This window comes from Pseudomonas sp. P105 (assembly GCF_032614175.1).
In the GTDB taxonomy this organism is placed as follows: Bacteria; Pseudomonadota; Gammaproteobacteria; order Pseudomonadales; family Pseudomonadaceae; genus Aquipseudomonas; species Aquipseudomonas rhizophila.
Genome location: NZ_CP126693.1, coordinates 5,708,946 through 5,729,618, shown reverse-complemented (window position 1 = coordinate 5,729,618; position 20,673 = coordinate 5,708,946). Strand labels below are relative to the sequence as shown.

18 protein-coding genes are annotated in these 20,673 nt (G+C 60.7%); 10 read left to right on the top strand and 8 right to left on the bottom strand.

What is annotated here, in order from left to right; genetic code table 11:
• Positions 1-25: 25 nt before the first annotated feature.
• From bioF to QOM08_RS25705, 10 genes are all read left to right on the top strand, one after another.
• Positions 26-1,204, top strand: a complete 1,179-nt coding sequence (gene bioF, locus QOM08_RS25750; RefSeq protein WP_047228116.1) for an 8-amino-7-oxononanoate synthase — start codon at positions 26-28, stop codon at positions 1,202-1,204.
• Positions 1,197-1,928: an alpha/beta fold hydrolase gene (locus QOM08_RS25745; RefSeq protein ID WP_316912295.1), complete on the top strand. Its 732-nt coding sequence runs from the start codon at positions 1,197-1,199 to the stop codon at positions 1,926-1,928. Before bioF ends, QOM08_RS25745 begins: the two co-directional genes overlap by 8 nt.
• Complete coding sequence (gene bioC / locus QOM08_RS25740; RefSeq protein WP_316912294.1) at positions 1,921-2,733, top strand: malonyl-ACP O-methyltransferase BioC; 813 nt, start codon at positions 1,921-1,923, stop codon at positions 2,731-2,733. The genes QOM08_RS25745 and bioC overlap by 8 nt, the downstream gene beginning before the upstream one ends.
• Complete coding sequence (gene bioD, locus QOM08_RS25735; RefSeq protein WP_047228113.1) at positions 2,730-3,413, top strand: dethiobiotin synthase; 684 nt, start codon at positions 2,730-2,732, stop codon at positions 3,411-3,413. The genes bioC and bioD overlap by 4 nt, the downstream gene beginning before the upstream one ends.
• A gap of 108 nt (positions 3,414-3,521) precedes the next feature.
• The gene (locus QOM08_RS25730; protein ID WP_047228112.1) at positions 3,522-3,818 is read left to right on the top strand and encodes a hypothetical protein; all 297 of its coding nucleotides are present in this window, start codon (positions 3,522-3,524) and stop codon (positions 3,816-3,818) included.
• A 275-nt stretch (positions 3,819-4,093) separates the two neighbouring features.
• Complete coding sequence (locus QOM08_RS25725) at positions 4,094-5,899, top strand: phenylacyl-CoA dehydrogenase (RefSeq protein ID WP_047228111.1); 1,806 nt, start codon at positions 4,094-4,096, stop codon at positions 5,897-5,899.
• Positions 5,900-6,233: 334 nt separating this feature from the next.
• Complete coding sequence (locus tag QOM08_RS25720; RefSeq protein WP_047228110.1) at positions 6,234-7,523, top strand: GGDEF domain-containing protein; 1,290 nt, start codon at positions 6,234-6,236, stop codon at positions 7,521-7,523.
• Positions 7,524-7,614: 91 nt separating this feature from the next.
• On the top strand, positions 7,615-9,411 hold the full coding sequence (locus QOM08_RS25715) for an acyl-CoA dehydrogenase C-terminal domain-containing protein (RefSeq protein ID WP_047228109.1): 1,797 nt from the start codon (positions 7,615-7,617) through the stop codon (positions 9,409-9,411).
• Between the two features lie 219 nt (positions 9,412-9,630).
• Positions 9,631-11,409 (top strand): acyl-CoA dehydrogenase C-terminal domain-containing protein, encoded by a 1,779-nt coding sequence (locus QOM08_RS25710; protein ID WP_316912293.1) that lies wholly within the window; start codon positions 9,631-9,633, stop codon positions 11,407-11,409.
• Positions 11,410-11,741: 332 nt separating this feature from the next.
• Positions 11,742-11,900: a YqaE/Pmp3 family membrane protein gene (locus tag QOM08_RS25705; RefSeq protein ID WP_038436734.1), complete on the top strand. Its 159-nt coding sequence runs from the start codon at positions 11,742-11,744 to the stop codon at positions 11,898-11,900.
• A gap of 70 nt (positions 11,901-11,970) precedes the next feature.
• On the opposite strand, the gene QOM08_RS25700 is transcribed toward QOM08_RS25705, so the two are convergent.
• The 8 genes from QOM08_RS25700 to QOM08_RS25665 form a co-directional block, all read right to left on the bottom strand.
• Positions 11,971-13,800, bottom strand: a complete 1,830-nt coding sequence (locus tag QOM08_RS25700) for a S9 family peptidase (RefSeq protein ID WP_316912292.1) — start codon at positions 13,798-13,800, stop codon at positions 11,971-11,973.
• The gene (gene pqqE / locus QOM08_RS25695) at positions 13,766-14,935 is read right to left on the bottom strand and encodes a pyrroloquinoline quinone biosynthesis protein PqqE (protein WP_188251811.1); all 1,170 of its coding nucleotides are present in this window, start codon (positions 14,933-14,935) and stop codon (positions 13,766-13,768) included. Before pqqE ends, QOM08_RS25700 begins: the two co-directional genes overlap by 35 nt.
• Positions 14,907-15,182 carry a pyrroloquinoline quinone biosynthesis peptide chaperone PqqD gene (gene pqqD / locus QOM08_RS25690; protein WP_047228106.1) on the bottom strand — a complete coding sequence of 92 codons (276 nt, stop codon included), beginning with the start codon at positions 15,180-15,182 and terminating at the stop codon, positions 14,907-14,909. The genes pqqE and pqqD overlap by 29 nt, the downstream gene beginning before the upstream one ends.
• Positions 15,179-15,931 carry a pyrroloquinoline-quinone synthase PqqC gene (gene pqqC, locus QOM08_RS25685; protein WP_047228105.1) on the bottom strand — a complete coding sequence of 251 codons (753 nt, stop codon included), beginning with the start codon at positions 15,929-15,931 and terminating at the stop codon, positions 15,179-15,181. Before pqqC ends, pqqD begins: the two co-directional genes overlap by 4 nt.
• A 211-nt stretch (positions 15,932-16,142) precedes the next feature.
• Positions 16,143-17,054: a pyrroloquinoline quinone biosynthesis protein PqqB gene (gene pqqB, locus QOM08_RS25680; RefSeq protein WP_316912291.1), complete on the bottom strand. Its 912-nt coding sequence runs from the start codon at positions 17,052-17,054 to the stop codon at positions 16,143-16,145.
• An 81-nt stretch (positions 17,055-17,135) separates the two neighbouring features.
• Complete coding sequence (gene pqqA, locus QOM08_RS25675) at positions 17,136-17,210, bottom strand: pyrroloquinoline quinone precursor peptide PqqA (protein WP_003177660.1); 75 nt, start codon at positions 17,208-17,210, stop codon at positions 17,136-17,138.
• 171 nt (positions 17,211-17,381) lie between these two features.
• Positions 17,382-19,820, bottom strand: a complete 2,439-nt coding sequence (gene pqqF, locus QOM08_RS25670; protein ID WP_316912290.1) for a pyrroloquinoline quinone biosynthesis protein PqqF — start codon at positions 19,818-19,820, stop codon at positions 17,382-17,384.
• Between the two features lie 55 nt (positions 19,821-19,875).
• Positions 19,876-20,670, bottom strand: a complete 795-nt coding sequence (locus QOM08_RS25665; RefSeq protein WP_107323004.1) for a carbon-nitrogen hydrolase family protein — start codon at positions 20,668-20,670, stop codon at positions 19,876-19,878.
• Between the last annotated feature and the right edge of the window lie 3 nt (positions 20,671-20,673).

The following is a 20,673-nucleotide window of genomic DNA, read 5'->3' as shown; positions in this document are numbered from 1 at the left end:
AATAGCGGTTCACCCCGAGGCCTGCATGCCCTTCGATCTCGCCGCACGCCTTACTGCCCGTCGTGCCGAAAACCTCTATCGCCAGCGCCCGCTGCTCGAAAGCCCACAGGGGCCAGAGGTGGTGGTGGACGGCCAGCCGCTGCTGGCGTTCTGCAACAATGATTACCTGGGCCTGGCCAATCATCCGCAAGTGATCGAAGCCTGGCGCGCCGGTGCGGCGCGATGGGGCGTGGGTGGCGGTGCTTCCCATCTGGTGATCGGCCACAGCGGGCCTCATCATGCCCTGGAAGAAGCCCTGGCTGACTTGACTGGCCGCCCGCGGGCACTGCTGTTCACCACTGGCTACATGGCCAACCTTGGCGCTGTCACCGCATTGGTGGGGCAGGGTGATACGGTGCTGGAGGATCGACTCAACCACGCTTCGTTGCTCGACGCCGGGTTGCTGTCCGGCGCGCGCTTCAACCGTTACCTGCACAACGATGCCCAGAGCCTGGCCAACCGTCTGGAGAAAGCCACCGGCAATACGTTGGTGGTTACCGATGGTGTGTTCAGCATGGACGGTGACATCGCCGATCTGCCGGCCCTGGCCCGTGCAGCCAGGGCCAAGGGCGCCTGGCTGATGGTCGATGATGCCCACGGTTTCGGCCCGTTGGGGGCCAATGGCGGCGGGATCGTCGAACATTTTGGCCTGAGCCAGGATGACGTGCCGGTATTGGTCGGCACCCTGGGCAAAGCCTTCGGTACTGCCGGTGCTTTTGTCGCCGGCAGTGAAGACCTGATCGAAAGCCTGATCCAGTTCGCTCGCCCCTACATCTACACCACCAGTCAACCGCCGGCCCTGGCCTGCGCTACGCTCAAGAGCCTTGAGCTGCTGCGCAGCGAGCATTGGCGGCGCGAACATTTGCAGGTGCTGATCCGCCAGTTTCGCCACGGTGCCGAGCAGATCGGCCTGCAATTGATGGACAGTTTCACGCCGATTCAGCCGATCCTGATCGGCGATGCGGGGCGGGCGATGCGCTTGTCGCAGATGCTGCGTGAGCGGGGACTGATGGTCACTGCGATCCGCCCACCCACCGTGCCGGCCGGCAGCGCTCGTCTGCGCGTGACCTTGACCGCCGCTCACAGTGAGGCTCAGGTGCAGCTACTGCTGGAGGCATTGGCCGAGTGTTTTGCACAACTGGGACCGGAGCCAAGCCATGCGTGATCGACTGATATTGCTGCCTGGTTGGGGCTTGGGCGTTTCCCCGCTGGAGCCTCTGGCGGCTGCGCTGCAAGGGCTCGATGAACATCTGCGGGTCGAGATCGAGCCGTTGCCGACACTGACCTCAAGCGACCTCAATGAATGGCTCGATGAGCTGGATGCCACATTGCCCCAGGATGCCTGGTTGGGTGGCTGGTCGCTGGGCGGCATGCTGGCCGGCGAGCTGGCGGCGCGTCGGGGCGAGCGCTGTTGCGGCTTGTTGACCCTGGCGAGCAACCCTTCTTTCGTGGCCCACGATCAATGGCCGAGCGCGATGGCCGGTGAAACTTTTGATGGGTTTCTCGCCGGGTGCGCCGCCGACCCGCGCCAGACCCTCAAACGCTTCAGTTTGTTATGTGCCCAGGGTTGCGGCGATCCGCGCGGCTTGTCGCGATTGTTGCTGGCGGGTGCGCCTGTCACTTCACCTGATGTGTTGATGGCCGGGCTCGAGCTGCTGGCGCAACTGGATACCCGCGCCGCCTTGCAGGGCTTCGGCGGCCCGCAGCTCCATGTGTTTGCCGGGCTCGACGCCCTGGTACCGGCTGAGGCAGCGGGTGAATTGCTGGTGTTGCTGCCCGATGTTGAAATCGGTCTGATCGAACAGACCGGCCACGGATTCCCTCTGGAAGACCCCCACGGTGTGGCGGGGGCGATTCAGGCTTTTTTGCATGAGTCCGATGATGACTGATTTGTCTGTTGCCAAATTGCCCGGTGCCTTGCCGGACAAGCGCCAGGTGGCGGCCTCGTTTTCCCGGGCGGCGACCAGTTACGACAGCGTGGCCGAGCTGCAGCGCGACATAGGCCAGCAGTTGCTGGACCGGCTGCCTGCTTCGATCATGCCTGAGCGCTGGATGGACCTGGGTTGTGGCACCGGCTATTTCACGCGGGCGCTGGGTACGCGCTTCGGCGAGGTGACCGGGTTGGCGCTGGATATCGCCGAAGGTATGCTCAACCATGCTCGTCCTCAGGGCGGGGCTGCGCACTTTATAGCCGGTGATGCCGAGCGGTTGCCCTTGCAGGCATCCAGCTGCGATCTGGTGTTCTCTAGCCTGGCGGTGCAGTGGTGCGCGGATTTTGCCTCGGTGTTGAACGAAGTCCATCGGGTTTTGAAACCCGGTGGCGTGTTTGCCTTTACAAGCCTTTGCGTCGGCACGTTGTACGAACTGCGCGACAGCTGGCGTCAGGTGGATGGCCTGGTGCACGTCAACCGTTTTCGCGGGTTCGAAACGTATCAACAGCTATGTGAGGCCAGCGGGCTGAACGTTATCAGCCTGGAAAACCGTCCCCATGTGATGTATTACCCGGACGTGCGCGGTCTGACCCATGAATTGAAAGCCCTCGGCGCCCACAATCTGAACCCCGGCCGGCCCGGCGGGTTGACGGGCAGGGCGCGGATCCTCGCACTGGTTGACGCTTACGAACAGTTTCGTCAGGTACAGGGTTTGCCCGCGACCTACCGGGTGGTTTACGCCGTGCTGGAGAAACCGCTATGAGCCAGGCTTATTTCATCACCGGTACCGACACCGACGTGGGCAAAACCACCGTCGCGGCTGGCCTGCTGCATGCTGCGCGACAGGCTGGCATGAGCACCGCCGCGGGTAAGCCCGTGGCCTCTGGTTGTGAAGTAACGCCCAAGGGCCTGCGCAACGCCGATGCCTTGGCGCTGTTGGCCGAATGCTCGGTGCCGCTTGAGTATGCCCAGGTCAATCCGGTGGCGTTCGAGCCGGCCATCGCGCCTCACCTGGCCGCTCGGGAAGCCGGCGTGGCCTTGACTGTGCAATCGTTGCTGGGGCCGATGCGTGAAGTGTTGGCCTTGGAGGCCGATTTCACTCTGATCGAAGGCGCGGGCGGCTGGCGCGTTCCGCTGGCCGATCAGGACAACCTCTCGGACTTGGCGATGGCGCTGGGGCTACCGGTGATCCTGGTGGTGGGCGTGCGCCTGGGCTGCATCAGCCACGCCCTGTTGACCGCCGAGGCCATCGCCCGGGACGGCCTGCAACTGGCGGGTTGGGTGGCCAATATCATCGACCCCAAGACATCGCGGCTGGAAGAAAATCTGGCGACCCTGGCCGAACGCCTGCCGGCGCCGTGCTTGGGGCGTGTGCCGAGAATCAAGGGCATCACCGCCGAAGCCGTGGCTGCGCATCTGCACCTGGATTTGCTGGACTACTAAGGTTTTCACTATGACAAGGCACTGTGCCATTAGTGTTTTTGTCGGGTCTTTTCCCCAGGCTTCTGTTTCAATGTCCGCTGTCTACCCTTCAAGAAGACGAGTTCTGCCATGGAAATCTCAGGAAATACCGCGTTCTATGCCGGTCTGAGCACTATTCAGACAGGGCAGAACCGTGTCGATCAGGCCTCGAGCCAGATTGCCAACAATACAATCGAGCGTTCGGTCACCAGTCAGTCGTCCGAACTGCAAGTCGATCGTTTGCGGTCGGTGGATCGCAGCCAGCAATCGGACTTGGCCAGCAACATGGTTGAAATGTCCCAGGGCAAGTTTCAGGTCGAACTGGGCGTGAACGTGGCCAAGGCTTCCGATGAAATGCTCGGTACGTTGATCGACACTTTCGCCTGATTCTCTACCTCAGGTTTGCCTGAACGCCGCGATTATTCGCGGCGTTTTCGTCTCTAACTCCTTCTGGCTCAACTAATCTTTTCCTACGGACGCTGTGAGTGTTTCGCTGCGGTGAATTGCTGTGCCTGGGATTTTTTCCGGGACGATGACGAACGGCAAAAGATCGGCGCTTGACAAGAATTAGGCGTAAACGTATGTTTCAAACAACTGTTTGACCGTCACAACAAATCCATGCGGTCGTTCATTCCCGGTTACATCAGCAGAGGTTTATCGCTATGCCTGACTACAAGGCCCCCTTGCGTGATATTCGCTTCGTTCGTGACGAACTGCTTGGCTATGAAGCGCACTATCAGAGCCTTCCGGCTTGCCAGGACGCAACGCCAGACATGGTTGACGCCATTCTCGAAGAAGGCGCCAAGTTTTGTGAGCAGGTGCTGGCACCGCTGAACCGTGTGGGCGACATCGAGGGCTGCACCTGGAGCGAATCCGGTGTGAAGACTCCGAGCGGCTTCAAGGAAGCCTACAAGCAATTCGTCGAAGGCGGCTGGCCAAGCCTGGCCCACGACGTTGAGCATGGTGGTCAAGGCCTGCCGGAGTCCCTGGGCCTGGCGGTCAGCGAGATGGTCGGCGAAGCCAACTGGTCGTGGGGCATGTACCCGGGCCTGTCCCATGGCGCGATGAACACTATTTCCGAGCACGGTACGCCCGAGCAGCAAGAGGCCTACCTGACCAAGCTGGTTTCCGGCGAATGGACCGGGACCATGTGCCTGACCGAGCCGCACTGCGGTACTGACCTGGGCATGCTGCGCACCAAGGCCGAGCCTCAGGCCGACGGTTCGTACAAGGTCAGCGGCACCAAGATCTTCATTTCGGCCGGCGAACACGACATGGCCGACAACATCGTCCATATCGTTCTGGCACGCCTGCCGGACGCTCCGGCCGGTACCAAAGGTATTTCGCTGTTCATCGTTCCCAAGTTCCTGCCTAACGCCGACGGCTCCATCGGTCAGCGCAATGCGGTGAGCTGCGGTTCGCTGGAACACAAGATGGGCATCCACGGCAACGCCACTTGCGTGATGAACTTTGACGCGGCCACCGGTTTCCTGATTGGCCCGGCGAACAAAGGCTTGAACTGCATGTTCACCTTCATGAACACCGCACGCCTGGGCACCGCGCTGCAAGGCCTGGCTCATGCCGAAATCGGTTTCCAGGGTGGCCTGAAGTACGCCCGTGACCGTCTGCAAATGCGTTCCCTGACTGGCCCGAAAGCGCCGGACAAGGCTGCCGACCCGATCATCGTGCACCCCGACGTGCGTCGCATGCTGCTGACCATGAAGGCCTTCGCCGAAGGTAACCGGGCGATGGTTTACTTCACCGCCAAGCAAGTGGACATCGTCAAATACGGCGTCGATGAAGAAGAGAAGAAAAAAGCCGATGCACTGCTGGCGTTCATGACGCCGATCGCCAAGGCGTTCATGACTGAAGTCGGCTTCGAATCGGCCAACCACGGCGTGCAGATTTATGGCGGTCACGGTTTCATTGCCGAGTGGGGCATGGAGCAGAACGTTCGCGACAGCCGCATTTCGATGCTGTACGAAGGCACCACCGGCATCCAGGCCCTCGACCTGCTGGGCCGCAAAGTGCTGATGACCCAGGGCGAAGCGCTCAAGGGCTTCACCAAGATCGTTCACAAGTTCTGCCAAAGCAACGAAGGCAACGACGCGGTCAAAGAGTTCGTAGAACCTCTGGCTGCGCTGAACAAGGAATGGGGCGAGCTGACCATGAAGGTCGGTATGGCGGCCATGAAAGACCGCGAAGAAGTTGGCGCGGCCTCGGTGGATTACCTGATGTACTCCGGTTACGCCTGCCTGGCCTATTTCTGGGCTGACATGGCGCGCCTGGCGGCGGAAAAACTCGCCGCCGGCACCACCGAAGAAGCTTTCTACACCGCCAAGCTGCAGACCGCGCGCTTCTACTTCCAGCGCATCCTGCCACGCACCCGCACTCACGTGGCAACCATGTTGTCGGGCGCCAACAACCTGATGGACATGAAAGAAGAAGACTTCGCACTGGGTTACTAAGCCTTACGCGGTTTTTCTAAAAAAGCCGCTGCTTCCTTCGGGAGCAGCGGCTTTTTTGCGCCTGACCGCAACTCCTGTGGGAGCGAGCCTGCTCGCGATGACGGCGGCATATCCAACATCATTGTGGGCTGACCCACCGCTATCGCGAGCAGGCTCGCTCCCACAGGAGTTGTTGGCAATCGTGGAGCAACATTCATCCAACAAAGCCCTAAGAAAACATCCCCCCCTGCCGTTACAAGGATGGCAGTGTGACATCTGTCACATCTCGCGTGCCTTAATGCCCCAGTAGCAGGCACAATGCCATCTTTGATCAGCCGGGTCGGAGCTTTTACCCTTGCCGCGTTCTTCCGCTGTACGTCTCAGTCATTTCCTACCGTCATTGGTGCTATTGCTGGCGGGGCTTGCGGCTGCCTACGTCAAGGATCTCAATGTCTTTTTCACCTCCCTGTTCAACGTTCTTCCTACATTGGTGTTGTTGCTCGGAGGGGCGTACTGCGCCGTTTACCGACGTCAGCGTGAGCTGTTTCTGATGATCACGGTGTACATCGCCTATTTCCTGCTGGACACCCAGACCGACTTCTATCGCGACAACGGCAAGGTGCGCGATGACGCAGCGGTGGTGTTTCACCTCGTCTGCCTGTTGTTGCCGCTGTTGTTTGGCCTGTTCGCCGCGTGGCAGGAGCGGACTCATTTGTTCCAGGACATGGTGGCGCGGTTCGCGGTGCTGCTGATCTTTGGAAGCGTGGCGCTGGCCCTGGAGCAAAGTTTTCCCCAGGCACTGCTGTTGTGGCTTTCGGAGATCCGCTGGCCAGCGTTGCACGGTGCCTGGATGAGCCTGATCCAGTTGTCCTACCCGGTGTTCATCGCCGCCTTTGTGTTGCTGGCCTGGCAATACTGGCGCCATCCGCGACCGTTGCATGCCGCGCAATTGGTGGGTTTGCTCGGCGTGTTCTGGATGTTGCCCAAGACCTTCATCCTGCCATTCACCCTGAACATCATGTGCAGCCAGGTGATGCTGATGATCGCGGCGGCGGTCGCCCACGAGGCTTATCAGATGGCGTTCCGTGACGAACTGACCGGCCTGCCGGGGCGTCGGGCACTGAATGAGCGCATGCAGCGCCTGGGTCGCAATTATGTCTTGGCGATGAGCGACGTGGATCATTTCAAGAAATTCAATGACACCCACGGCCACGACGTGGGCGATCAGGTGTTGCGGCTGGTCGCCAGCAAACTGTCGAAAATCAGCGGTGGCGGTAGGGCTTATCGCTACGGCGGAGAGGAATTTGCGCTGGTATTCGCAGGAAAAACCATCGAAGAGTGCATGCCTCATCTGGAAGTCATTCGCGAATCCATCGCGAACTACAGCATCCAGCTACGCAATCCCGACAGTCGTCCCCAGGATGATCAACAAGGTCGCCAGCGTCGTGCCGGTGCCGGGGCATCCAGTGTATCGGTGACGGTCAGCATCGGTGTGGCCGAGCGCATCGAACAGCGCACCCCCGAAGAAGTGCTCAAATCCGCTGACCAGGCTCTCTACAACGCCAAGGGAGCCGGGCGTAACTGTGTGATTGCCTATGGGCAGAACCGTCGCGGTGCGGTGCGCATGGAAGCGGCCGCGGGTTGAGTGATGATGGCGCATTCAGCGTCTGGACTGTGATTGTGAGCCTCGGTGGCCGGCAGTAGGTTTGAACGACCTGTTACCGGAGAAAACCACCATGCCCGAGTACAAAGCCCCGCTGCGCGACATGCGCTTTCTGATCGATCACGTCTTCGATTTCCCTGGCCGCTATGCTGAACTGGGCGCCAGCGATGCCAGCCCGGACATGGTCAGCGCGATCCTCGAGGAAGGCGCCAGGTTCTGTGAGAATGTGTTGGCGCCGCTCAATCGCTCCGGTGACGAAGAAGGCTGCCATTTCGACAACGGCGTGGTCACCACGCCTACAGGCTTCAAGCAGGCGTTCGCACAGTACGTAGAGGGCGGCTGGCACGGGCTGGCGGCGGACCCGACTTACGGCGGCCAAGGATTGCCCAGTTCCCTGGGCCTGGTCATCAGCGAAATGGTCGGCTCCAGCAACACCTCCTGGGGCATGTACCCGGGCCTGACCCATGGTGCGATGTCGGCCATTCATGCCCACGGCACCGAAGAGCAGAAACAGGCCTACCTCACCAAGCTCACGGCCGGTCAATGGACCGGCACGATGTGCCTCACCGAAGCCCATTGCGGCACGGACCTGGGCATCATCAAGACCCGAGCCTTGCCTCAGGCCGATGGCAGCTACGCGATTACCGGCAGCAAGATTTTCATTTCCGCCGGCGAACACGACATGAGCGACAACATCATTCACTTGGTGCTCGCCAAACTGCCGGATGCGCCTGCCGGGACCAAAGGTATCTCGCTGTTCATCGTGCCCAAGTTCTTGCCAGACGCCAGTGGCGAAGCGGGACCGCGCAATGGCGTCTCCTGCGGCTCGATCGAGCACAAGATGGGCATCAAGGCGTCCGCCACCTGCGTGCTTAATTTCGACGGGGCCAAGGGATTCTTGATCGGCGAGCCGAACAAGGGCCTGAACTGCATGTTCACCATGATGAACCATGCCCGGCTGGGCACCGGCATGCAGGGTCTGTGCCTCGGGGAAGCGAGCTTCCAGGGCGCGATCAAATATGCCAACGACCGTTTGCAGATGCGCTCGCTGACCGGCCCCAAGGCGCCGGAAAAAGCCGCCGATCCGATCATCGTCCACCCCGATGTGCGCCGGATGTTGCTGACCATGAAAGCCTTCAACGAGGGCAACCGGGCGCTGACTTACTTCACCGCGCAACTGCTGGATATCGCACACCTGAGCAGCGACGAAACCGCCCGCCAGGAGGCCGAAGACCTGCTGGCGTTCCTCACCCCGATCTGCAAGGCTTTCATGACCGATACTGGCCTGGAAGTAACCAACCACGGCATGCAGGTGTTTGGCGGCCATGGTTTCATTCGTGAGTGGGGCATGGAACAGCTGGTGCGCGACTGCCGTATTGCGCCGATCTATGAAGGCACCAACGGTATCCAGGCCTTGGATCTATTGGGGCGCAAGGTGCTGGGCAGCCAGGGCAAGTTGCTGCGAGGGTTCACCAAAATCGTCCATAAGTTCTGCGCCGCCAACGCTGAACATCCACAGCTCAAGGATTACGTCGCGCAACTCAACGGGCTCAACCAGCAATGGGGCGAACTGACCACCCGGGTTGGCATGGCGGCCATGAAGAACCCCGATGAAGTCGGCGCCGCTTCGGTGGACTATCTGATGTACAGCGGTTACATCATCCTGGCCTATCTGTGGTTGCGCATGGCGTTGGTGGCCCAGGCGCAACTGGATGCAGGCGAAGGTGATGCGGATTTCTGCCGGGGCAAACTGGCGACCTGTGAGTTTTACTTCAAGCGCCTGCTGCCAAGGACCGCTGCCCATCGGGCCGCGGTGGAGGCGGGGAGCGATTGCTTGATGAAGCTGCCGGCGGAGTTGTTTGCCCTCTGATGTGAGGGGGACAAAGATCGCAGGCTTCGCCAGCGCCTACAGACGTGCGCATATTCCCTGTAGGAACTGGCGAAGCCTGCGATCTTTTCTTTGGTGACTAAAAATAACAAAACAGTCACTGGCTGACCCTATGTGTCGCAAAAGTTGTTGGGGTACACTCAGGCCACTGCAAAAACCGTTTTCTTACGAACCAATTGTTTAGATCTTGCGAGGTTTGCCATGGCTGACTACAAAGCGCCCCTGCGCGATATGCGCTTCGTCCTCAATGAAGTGTTCGAGGTCGCGAAGCTCTGGGCTCAACTGCCGGCGCTGGCCGAGACCGTAGACGCTGAAACCGTCGAGGCGATCCTTGAGGAAGCCGGCAAAGTCACCAGCAAAAGCGTTGCCCCCCTCAGCCGTACAGCTGACGAAGAAGGTTGCCACTGGGCTGACGGTGCCGTCACCACGCCAGCCGGTTTCCCACAGGCCTACAAGACTTACGCTGAAGGCGGCTGGGTCGGTGTCGGTGGTGATCCGACCTACGGCGGCATGGGCATGCCCAAGGCTGTTTCGGCTCAGGTCGAAGAAATGGTCAACTCCGCCAGCCTGTCCTTCGGCCTGTACCCCATGCTGACCGCCGGGGCTTGCCTGTCGATCAATGCTCACGCCAGTGAAGAGCTGAAAGCAGCCTACCTGCCGAACATGTACGCCGGCGTCTGGGCCGGTTCCATGTGCCTGACCGAGCCGCATGCCGGTACGGACCTGGGCATCATTCGCACCAAGGCCGAACCTCAGGCCGACGGTTCCTACAAGGTCAGCGGCACCAAGATCTTCATTACTGGCGGCGAACACGATCTCACCGAAAACATCATCCACCTGGTGCTGGCAAAGTTGCCGGACGCACCGGCAGGCCCTAAAGGCATCTCGCTGTTCCTGGTGCCCAAGTTCCTGGTCAATGCCGACGGCAGCCTGGGGGCGCGTAACGCGGCCAATTGCGGGTCGATCGAACACAAGATGGGCATCCAGGCGTCCGCCACCTGTGTGATGAACTTCGACGACGCCGTGGGTTATCTGGTCGGCGAGCCGAACAAAGGCCTGGCGGCGATGTTCACCATGATGAACTACGAGCGTTTGGGTGTGGGTATCCAGGGCTTGGCCACCGGTGAGCGCTCCTATCAGAACGCCATCGAATATGCCCGTGACCGCCTGCAAAGTCGTTCGCCAACCGGTGCGCAGAACAAAGACAAAGTCGCTGACCCGATCATCGTCCACCCGGACGTGCGTCGGATGTTGCTGACCATGAAAGCCTCGAACGAAGGTGGCCGGGCATTTTCCACCTACGTGGCGATGCAACTGGACACCGCCAAGTTCAGCGAAGACCCGGCCACCCGCAAGCGTGCCGAAGATCTGGTGGCCTTGCTGACCCCGGTGGCGAAGGCGTTCCTGACTGATCTGGGACTGGAAACCACTGTCCATGGCCAGCAGATTTTCGGCGGCCACGGTTACATTCGCGAATGGGGTCAGGAGCAACTGGTGCGTGACGTGCGCATCACCCAGATCTACGAAGGCACCAACGGTATCCAGGCGCTGGACCTGGTAGGGCGCAAGATCGTCGGCAGTGGCGGGGTGTTCTACAAGCTGTTCGCTGACGAAATCCGCCACTTCACCGCTACCGCGAGCAGTGATCTGGCCGAGTTCACCAAGCCGTTGAACGACGCTGTCGGTACGCTGGATGAACTGACCGAATGGCTGCTGGACCGGGCGAAAAGCAACCCGAACGAAATCGGCGCGGCTTCGGTGGAATACCTCCAGGCGTTTGGCTACACCGCCTATGCCTATATGTGGGCATTGATGGCCAAGGCGGCCTTGGGCAAAGAAGCGCAGGATGATTTCTATGCGAGCAAACTGGGCACGGCGCGGTTCTACTTCGCCCGTCTGCTGCCGCGCATCCACTCCCTGAGTGCCTCGGTGAAGGCGGGTAGTGAGTCACTGTTCCTGCTGGACGCCGGGCAGTTTTGAAATCTGACGGCGTGTAAGCAAATGCTTACACGCCGTGCTGGCGTTTTCCCTCTATCGGCTGATTGGATCCAGAGCTAATCTACTTCACATGGACGTCGCGCAGGATGCGCAAAGCAAAAACACGGACACGTAGGATTCTGCCAGGATGGCGGAGCGAAATGGATGTCAGGGAAACAGTCTGCAAAGCCCCGCTTCGGCGGGGTTTTCTTTTGTCCGCGTTTTTATCTTCCCGCGCTTTATCCCTTCTGGATGGCTTCGCACTGAACCCTGACGAGCGGTCGGGTGTCCATGTGCTATATGGCAATGTGGCCATCGCCAATCAGGAGTCATCCATGGATATCATTCGAATCATCATCGCCATTCTGCTGCCGCCATTGGGTGTGTTTCTGCAAGTGGGCTTCGGCGGGGCATTCTGGCTCAACATCCTGCTGACTCTGTTGGGTTACATCCCGGGCATCGTGCATGCGGTGTACATCATCGCCAAGCGCTGAATTTGTTGGTTTGCACAAATCCCCTGTGGGAGCGAGCAGGCTCGCTCCCACATTTGGTTTTGCATTTGCCCTATAGGGGGCCATCCATCACCCTGCGATAGAACAACCATTCATGCTCCAGCGCATGAGCCTGGTTGATCGCCTTGCGAAAGCCATGGCGCTCATCGGCGTAGTAATGCGCTTCTACCGCGATGCCGTTGTTCTGCAATGCCTCGACCATATCGCGTGTCTGCTGCGGCACGACCACGGCATCCAGTTCACCCTGGAAAAATATCACCGGGGTGCGGATCTGATCAGCGTGCAGCAGTGGCGTGCGGTCCCGATAGCGTTCGGCGTCCTGTTGCGGGTCGCCGATCAACCAATCCAGATAATCGCCTTCGAATTTGTGCGTGGCGTGGGCCAGGGCGACGGGGTCGCTGACACCATAGAGACTGGCGCCGGCGCGGAACACGTCATGGAACGCCAGGGCGCAAAGAGTCGTGTAGCCGCCAGCACTGCCGCCACGAATGAACGCGCAACGGCCATTGATCAAGCCTTGTTCCTCAAGGTGCGTGACCACCGCGCAGGCATCCTCGACGTCCACCACCCCCCAATTCAAATACAGCGCCTGTCGATAGGCCCGGCCATAACCGCTGCTGCCGCGGTAATTGAGATCGGCCACGGCAAAGCCGCGCTGGGTCCAGTACTGGATGCGCGGATCAAAGATGGGATAACACGCCGAGGTCGGTCCGCCATGGATGAACACCACCAGTGGCGGTTTTTCTTCGGCGTTCATGGCCGGGTAAAAGAACCCATGGGCTTGGCTGGAAGCCGAGGGATAGCGCAGGGTCCGGGGGCGACTGATGTGTTCGATGGGCAACGGCGCAACGCCACCGGCGAGCACCACCACTGCATGGTTTTGCCGCTCAATGGCTATCACCGCCGACGGGCTGATTGGCGAAGCGGCGATGGCATAAATGAACCGCTCATCGAGTGCCAGGCTGCGAAAACGCGAATAGGAGCCGGTGAAATCCTCGGATACGCCGTCACTGCGGCAGAGGCCCAGTCGCCCGAACCCCGCCTCGGTCCAACTCGCCAGGTAAGCGCTTTCGCCCAGCGGCAGCCAGGTACAGCCGCCCAGTTGCCAGGGTGCTGGGGCGTGATCGGCTTCGGCGGCGGGCAGTGGCTCCAGGTCGTCGGCGGATTCAATCCAGGGCTGCCAATAACCGCCACGATCGCTCAGGCAATAAAGGCGACCGGAATCATCAAAACGCGGTTGCTGAATAGACTCCTCGTGACCGCTGCCCGCGACGCAACGCGGCTCATTCCAGGCGCCAGCGTTGCGCTCGGCCAGCATCAGTCTCGTTGACGTCCACGGTTGATGGGGGCGGCTCCACTCAATCCAGGCCAGCCGTCGACCATCCGGACTCAAGGTCGGCGCGGCGTAGAAGTCCGCACCTTCGGCCAGCAGATGTCGCTGATGATCTGCCAGGCCGATCGAGACCAGGCGATGCTGATTGGCCTGCTCCTCCACTGCCAGCACCTGGCCGCAAGCGAAGTGAAGATCGCCATAACGACAATCACCTGATGTCAGCGCCACAGGTTGTTCGCCGGCGAGCGACTGGTGATACACCTGCTGGTCGGCCTCATTGACGAACAGCACACCGTCGTCGCTCAGGCAGAACGATCCGCCGCCGTATTCATAAACCCGGCTGCGGACACTGAACCCGTCCGGGGTCAGGCATCGGGCCTTGGCATCCTGCCAATGCCAGATCCGGCAGGCATCGTCTTCGGGACGGTATTGATTCCAGAACAGTCCAAGGGGCCCGACTTGCAGCTCAGCGAAGTCGATGCCTGCCGCAACGGCCTGGGCTGCGCTGAAAGAATCAGCCTTTGGCGATGAGGCGTGAGTTTCGTTCATTGCGAAAGGCCAGTTGTTCAATCGTCTGAGTGGCATGCTCGGCGTCTTCCCGAGCCTGAAGAATCATCCCGTGATGCTCGGATTTGCTGCACACCGGGTCGGCATTGCTCGCATCGCCCGTGAGCATGAACGCCTGGCAGCGACAGCCGCCGAAGTCCTTTTCTTTTTCGTCACACGAGCGGCACGGCTCGGGCATCCAGTCATAGCCGCGGAAACGATTGAAGCCGAACGAGTCGTACCAGATGTGCTGCATGCTGTGGTCGCGCACGTTGGGAAATTGCACGGGCATCTGCCGGGCGCCGTGGCAGGGCAATGCAGTGCCGTCCGGCGTGACGGTCAGGAAAATGCTGCCCCAGCCGTTCATGCAGGCCTTGGGGCGTTCTTCATAATAGTCCGGGGTGACGAAGATCAACTTGCACGGATGCCCTTGGGCCTCAAGTCTGGCGCGGTACTCGTTGGTGACACGTTCGGCGCGTATCAGTTGTTCCTGGGTGGGCAGCAGGCCGACGCGGTTGAGCTGTGCCCAACCGTAGAACTGGCAGGTGGCAAGTTCGACGAAGTCGGCTTCAAGGGCGATGCACAGCTCGATAATGCGGTCGATCTTGTCGATGTTGTGCCGATGGGTGACGAAGTTCAGCACCATCGGATAGCCGTGGGCCTTGACCGCCCGGGCCATTTCCAGTTTTTGCGCGAAGGCTTTCTTTGAACCTGCCAGCAGGTTGTTCACCTGTTCGTCGCTGGCCTGGAAACTGATCTGGATGTGGTCGAGGCCGGCCTTTTTGAAATCGCTGATTTTCTGCTCGGTCAAGCCGATGCCAGAGGTGATCAGGTTGGTGTAGAAACCCAGCCTGCGCGCCTCGGCGATCAGTTCGGCCAGGTCCTGGCGCACCAGCGGCTCGCCGCCGGAAAAGCCCAATTGCGCGGCGCCCATCTCACGCGCCTCGCGAAACACCTTGAACCACTGCTCGGTACTCAGCTCCTTGCCCTGCTCGGCGAAGTCCAGCGGATTGGAGCAGTACGGGCATTGCAACGGGCAACGGTAGGTCAGCTCGGCCAGCAGCCACAGCGGCAGGCCGACTTCAGGCTTGGGCGGCAGGCTTGTGGCGTCAGACAAGTTCGATCCAATGCTCTGCACGGGCGACCTCCATGAATTGCTCGATGTCGTCACCGAGTTCCGGCACGTCGGGGAACTGTTTGGCCAACTCGCCAATGATGGCGGCCACATCCCGTTCACCGTCGATCAGGCCGCCAATCAGCGAAGCGCTGTCGTTGAGCTTGATCATGCCTTCAGGATAGAGCAGCACGTGGCCCTTCTGTGCCGGCTCGTACTGGAAACGATAGCCGGGGCGCCAGCGTGGGGTCTTGCTGCGATCGAAACTCATAAGGTAATTCCTTTGTGCCACACCCGTTGCCCGGTCACGCTGTGATAGGGCGGGCGGTTCAATTCGTAGGCCATGCTCATGGCATCGAGCATGCTCCAGAGGATGTCCAGTTTGAACTGGAGAATCTCCAGCATGCGCTCCTGGCCTTCGCGGGTGGTGTAATGCTGCAAGGTAATCGCCAGGCCGTGCTCCACGTCTCGCCGGGCCTGGCCCAGGCGGGTGCGGAAGTATTCGTAGCCGGCGGGGTCGATCCAGGGGTAATGCTGCGGCCAGCTGTCCAGGCGCGACTGATGGATCTGCGGTGCGAACATTTCGGTCAGGGAGCTGCTGGCGGCTTCCTGCCAAGAGGCGCGGCGGGCGAAGTTGACGTAGGCATCCACCGCGAAGCGCACGCCCGGCAGCACCAGTTCCTGGGAGCGCAGTTGATCGGGATCCAGGCCAACCGCCTGACCCAGCCGCAACCAGGCTTCGATGCCGCCGTCTTCGCCGGGCGCGCCGTCATGGTCCAGCAGGCGCTGGATCCACTCGCGGCGGATTTCCCGGTCCGGGCAGTTGGCCAGGATCGCGGCATCCTTGAGCGGGATGTTCACCTGATAGTAAAAACGGTTCGCGACCCAGCCCTGGATCTGCTCGCGAGTGGCGCGGCCCTCATACATCGCCACGTGATACGGGTGATGAATGTGGTAATACGCACCCTTGGCACGCAGGGCCGCTTCGAACTCGGCGGGGGACAGGGGGGTGTCAGTCATTGCGGTTCTCCGGGCAATTCCCGTGGATTCTGTGGCGTCAGGGTTGGCCCCATCGCGAGCAGGCTCGCTCCCACACTCGATCTGTAATGCATGAAATATCCGGTACGACTCAAACTACCGTGGGAGCGAGCCTGCTCGCGATGGCGTCTCATTAGCCAGCAGCGATTGGCTGACACAGCGCACACCCACTCCCACAATCGTCGCGCCCGTCCTACAACTCAATACTCATTCCGTCGTAAGCCACCTCAATCTTTCGACGTACAAGTTCGGCCCGCTCGGGCGAGTCTTCATCGAGGATCGGGTTGGTATTGTTGATATGAATAAGGACCTTGCGCGGTTCGGGCAGTTGCTCCAGCACTTCGATCATCCCGCCAGGCCCGTTCTGTGCCAGATGGCCCATCTCGCGACCGGTGCGGGTGCCGACGCCACGACGCTGCATTTCATCGTCGTCCCACATCGTGCCGTCCACCAACAGGCAATCGCTGCCGGCCATGATCTCCAGCAAAGGCTCGTCGACTTTACCCAGGCCTGGGGCGTAAAACAGCTTGCCGCCGGTGCGCAGGTCTTCGACGATCAGGCCGATGTTGTCGCCTGGGTGCGGATCGAAGCGGTGCGGTGAATAGGGCGGCGCTGCGCTGCGCAGCGGCAGGGGAGTGAAGCGCAGGTTCGGGCAGGCCGGGATGGTGAACGGCTGGTCGAGTTCGATGCGGTTCCAGCTCAGCCCGCCGTTCCAGTGGGCCAGCATGTTGAACAGCGGAAAACCCGTGCTCAGGTCTTCATGGACCATGTCGGTGCACCAGACTTGATGCGGGCAGCCTTCGCGCAGGCTGAGCAGGCCGGTGGTGTGGTCGATCTGGCTGTCCATCAGAATGATGGCGCCGATACCGGTGTCCCGCAGTGCCCGACCCGGTTGCATCGGGGTGAATCCTTGGAGCTGGGCACGAATGTCCGGGGAGGCATTGCACAGCACCCAGTTCACGCCATCATCGGAAATCGCGATGGACGACTGGGTGCGTGCCTGGGCTCGCAGGCTGCCGTTGCGAAAACCTGCGCAATTGGCGCAGTTGCAATTCCACTGAGGGAAACCGCCGCCGGCGGCGGAACCTAGAATCTGGACAAACATGGCCGCTCCATTTGCAAACCGAAATAAAAAACGCCCCGGCTGACCGAGGCGTTGTGCTGCGCGTTCAACCGCCTGCAGCCATCAACGGCTGGCGAAGTACATGGTGACTTCGAAACCGATACGCAGGTCGATATATGCGGGTTTGGACCAAGACATGGAAATACTCCTTTAGGTGGGATGCTGTAATCAGGATGGGTCGGTTGAGACCTATACATATAGTCCACCTCCGAAGGGAGATGTTCAGATGCTTAGGCGGCTATGTTACTAAATCTGACATATTCGTTGGCCGCAATTCTCTAAGAAAGCTCATTGCACAGACTGTAATGATCACGGCACCGCGTGCCAGGGCTCTCCAGGGCAGGCTCCATTGGTCAGGCAGTAGCGTGCACTTTCGGCGCTAGTCAGTTGCCGCACGGCGTCCATCAGCTGTTCTCGACTCACACGCATGATGGCATCGGACAATTGCTCAAGATAATCCGACGGGTGGCCAGCGAGTTTGCCCTGCCAGAGCAGTTCGGCCGCTTGGGCGCAGGGCAGGGCGGCGCTCTGGAATTGGGCGGCGAGGGCCTGCTGCTGACTGGCCAGCGTCGAATCGTCGAGCTGCCGGAGCAGGTCCGGTAGGCCGCTCAGGAACTGGTCGATATGGGCAATCAACTGGGCCGCCGAGGCGCTGGGAGATTGGACACCAAACAACACACCGGTCTGCCCATCGATCTGCTTCACACCGCTGAACACTGCGTAACCCAACTGCAACTCGACCCGCAGGCGCTGGTAAAACGCTGTTTGACACAGCTGTGCCAGCAAACGCCATGCGGCTTCATCGGGCAGGGTTCGGGTAGGCGTGGGACAAAACAACAACACGGCCTGTTCGTCGCCGTGGGTCTGAAGGGTGTGCCAGATCGGCTTCCCGCAAGGGGAGGTCGGTTGGGCTTGCTGGCCGGCAATGCCGGGCACCCGGGCCAGCACCGGGCCCATTGCTCCCTGGGTGGCGGCCGACAGACCGATGGCCAGTGCGTCCCAATGCGCCGTCATCCACACGCTGTTGTCGTGATCGGGCAGCGCCAAGGCTGACGATGGGGAGTTTTGCTGGCAATGAATCGGCAGCTCCTTCAACAGGTGTCGAATCGGTATCAGTGCAGGTTCGCTCTTCGCTGGCGCCGGCGGCAGTGGTTGTCCCAGCTTCGTCAGGATGTGCTCGAGCACCAAGGGCATCGGTGCCTGCAGGCCAACCAGCTTCAGCAGCCATTGGTCGGCGCAGGGCTCAAAGGTGACTTCCACGCCGGCCTGCTGCGCATCTTCACGCAGATCCTGCAGATGCCGATCAAGCCTGGCCGAGAGGTCGAGCGGGGGCAGCGTCGCCAGTCGCCAGCGCAGATACACCGCGCCTTGCGGGGTGTTGTCCGCCAGCCCTTGGCTGAACTGCATGGGGGAACGTTCCCGCCGGCCCCGGGAGCGGTCCTGGGCAAAGGTACGCAGACCGCGATGGGCGCTGGTCTGGCCGCGTATCAACCCGGTACGGGATGGTTCGCTTGCCGTTTGCAGGAACGGGTTGGGCGCGGGCAGTTGCCATTGCCCGGTGACGTTATCTGCCGCGTGCAACTGCTTGAGAATTTCCCGGAGCCGCGACAGATCGTTTTCCGACAGTTGAACAGCGCGTTCTTCATTGTCCCAACGGGCCAGTTGCAACGCCGTTGCCGTTTCCTGCCGACGTTGCAGGCGGGCGCTGAACTCATCGCGCAAGGGCGCCCAGTCGTCTTGGGCGGCGAAAAATCCCAACCAATCGTGCAGCAATGGCTGAATGTCGTTCAGTGCGTGATCGTTATCGAGTTTGAACTCGATGTGCAACAGCGCCTGCTCGGCAAACTCGTACAGCGCCGAAGCCTTGAGGCTGTCAGCCAGACCGCGTTGACGCAAGGTGGCGAGCAGGCCGCCCGGTTTACTGTTGTTCAGCCATGTGCAGAGAAAATCCATGGCTTGCGGCGAGGCGACCGGTAAACCTTCGAAGGCGCACAGCAGATCGAGACGTCCTGGGCTGACCTGTTGATAACCGGCCTGGTGCGATGCCATCAGCTCCGGCGCTGGCTGCCGGGTGACCGCTTCACCCGCAGGTACATCGCCGCTGAACTGCTCGGCCAGTGCCTTCAAGGCTTCGATGCTTTGCGGGCCCGCCAGACTCAGCGCCATTTGGCCGCTCTGGTAGAACCTTCGATAAAAGTCTTGTAGTGCCATTTGGAACTCGGCCCGCTGCACCGCGAGGCTGTCGCGATTACCCGCATGGAAACCTCGCAGTGGATGAGCTGCGGACAGTCCTTCGTGCAGGGCCACTTGTCGCTGGGCCGTGGGGTCCTGAGACCAGGCGATGAATTCCGCGTGCAGCACTTCTCGCTCGCGCAATTGGACGGTTTCATCCAGGCGCGGATGGGAGAGCATGTCCCCGAGTCGCTCCAGACCGCCGGCAAAGGCAGCCGGTGGTAATTCGAAGAAGAAATCGGTGGTGCGATCGCTGGTGCGGGCATTGACCTGGCCGCCATGCCGTTGCACGTAGGTCATCAGGTTCTGCTCTGTGGGAAACCGCTCAGTGCCGAGGAAGAAAAGATGTTCGAGCAAGTGCGCCAGTCCCGGCCAGGCGAGCGGCGCATCATGGCTGCCGACCGCCACCCGCAGCACCGCAGCGCTGCGCTTGAGGCCGGGGACATGGCGCAATGTCACCCGCAAGCCGTTGGCCAGGGTTTCAGTGTGGGGGTAGAAGGAATCGACGGCCGACATGAGCGTTTCCAGAACAGAGAAGCGCTCATGCTAGCGGATTAGGGAGCGTTCTCAATCAGTGTTTGTTCAAGTCGTCGTAAAGCTCAGGGCGGCGGTCATGCAGGTAGTTGTAGGCCGCACGGCAATCCTCAATGAGGTGCCGATCCAGTTCCCCCACGATCAAGGCCTCGTCCAGCCCGGCCAGGGCAGGGCGGCTGCCATCCGGGGCGGCGATGCTGCTTTGCCCGCAGTACTGCAATTCACCTTCATGACCGCAATAGTTGGCGTAAGCCACAAAACACTGGTTCTCGATGGCCCGGGCGCGCACGGTGACATCGGCGATGAACTCATAGGGCTGCATGTTGGCGGTGGGCACCAGGATCAGTTCGGCGCCGGCCAGGGCCAGGCGCCGGGCGTTTTCCGGAAACTCCAGGTCATAGCAGATCAGAAAGCCAAGCTTCCAGCCGTTAAGCTCGACGATGGGCAGCTCGCTATCGCCAGCGCTGAACATCGCGTGGTCCAAATCGCCAAACAGGTGACTCTTTCGATAATTTGCCAGGCGTTCGCCGTGGGCGTCGATCAGTTGCACCGCGTTGTAAATCTGCCCATCTTCGCTGCGTTCCGGGTAGCCATAGGCGATCGCCAGACTGGCCGCCTTGGCGATGCGAGCGATCTGCTGCGCCCATTCGCCGTTGTAGACCTCGGCCAATACATTCACCGCGTCGACGCCAATGTTGTAGCCGGTCAGGAACATTTCCGGCAACACCAACACATCGGCGCCCCTGGCCTCCAGCGCCACCTGATGCAGGCGTTGCAGGTTGGCGGCCGGGTCCAGCGGCAGCGGTGAACATTGGTAAAGGGCTACACGCATCAA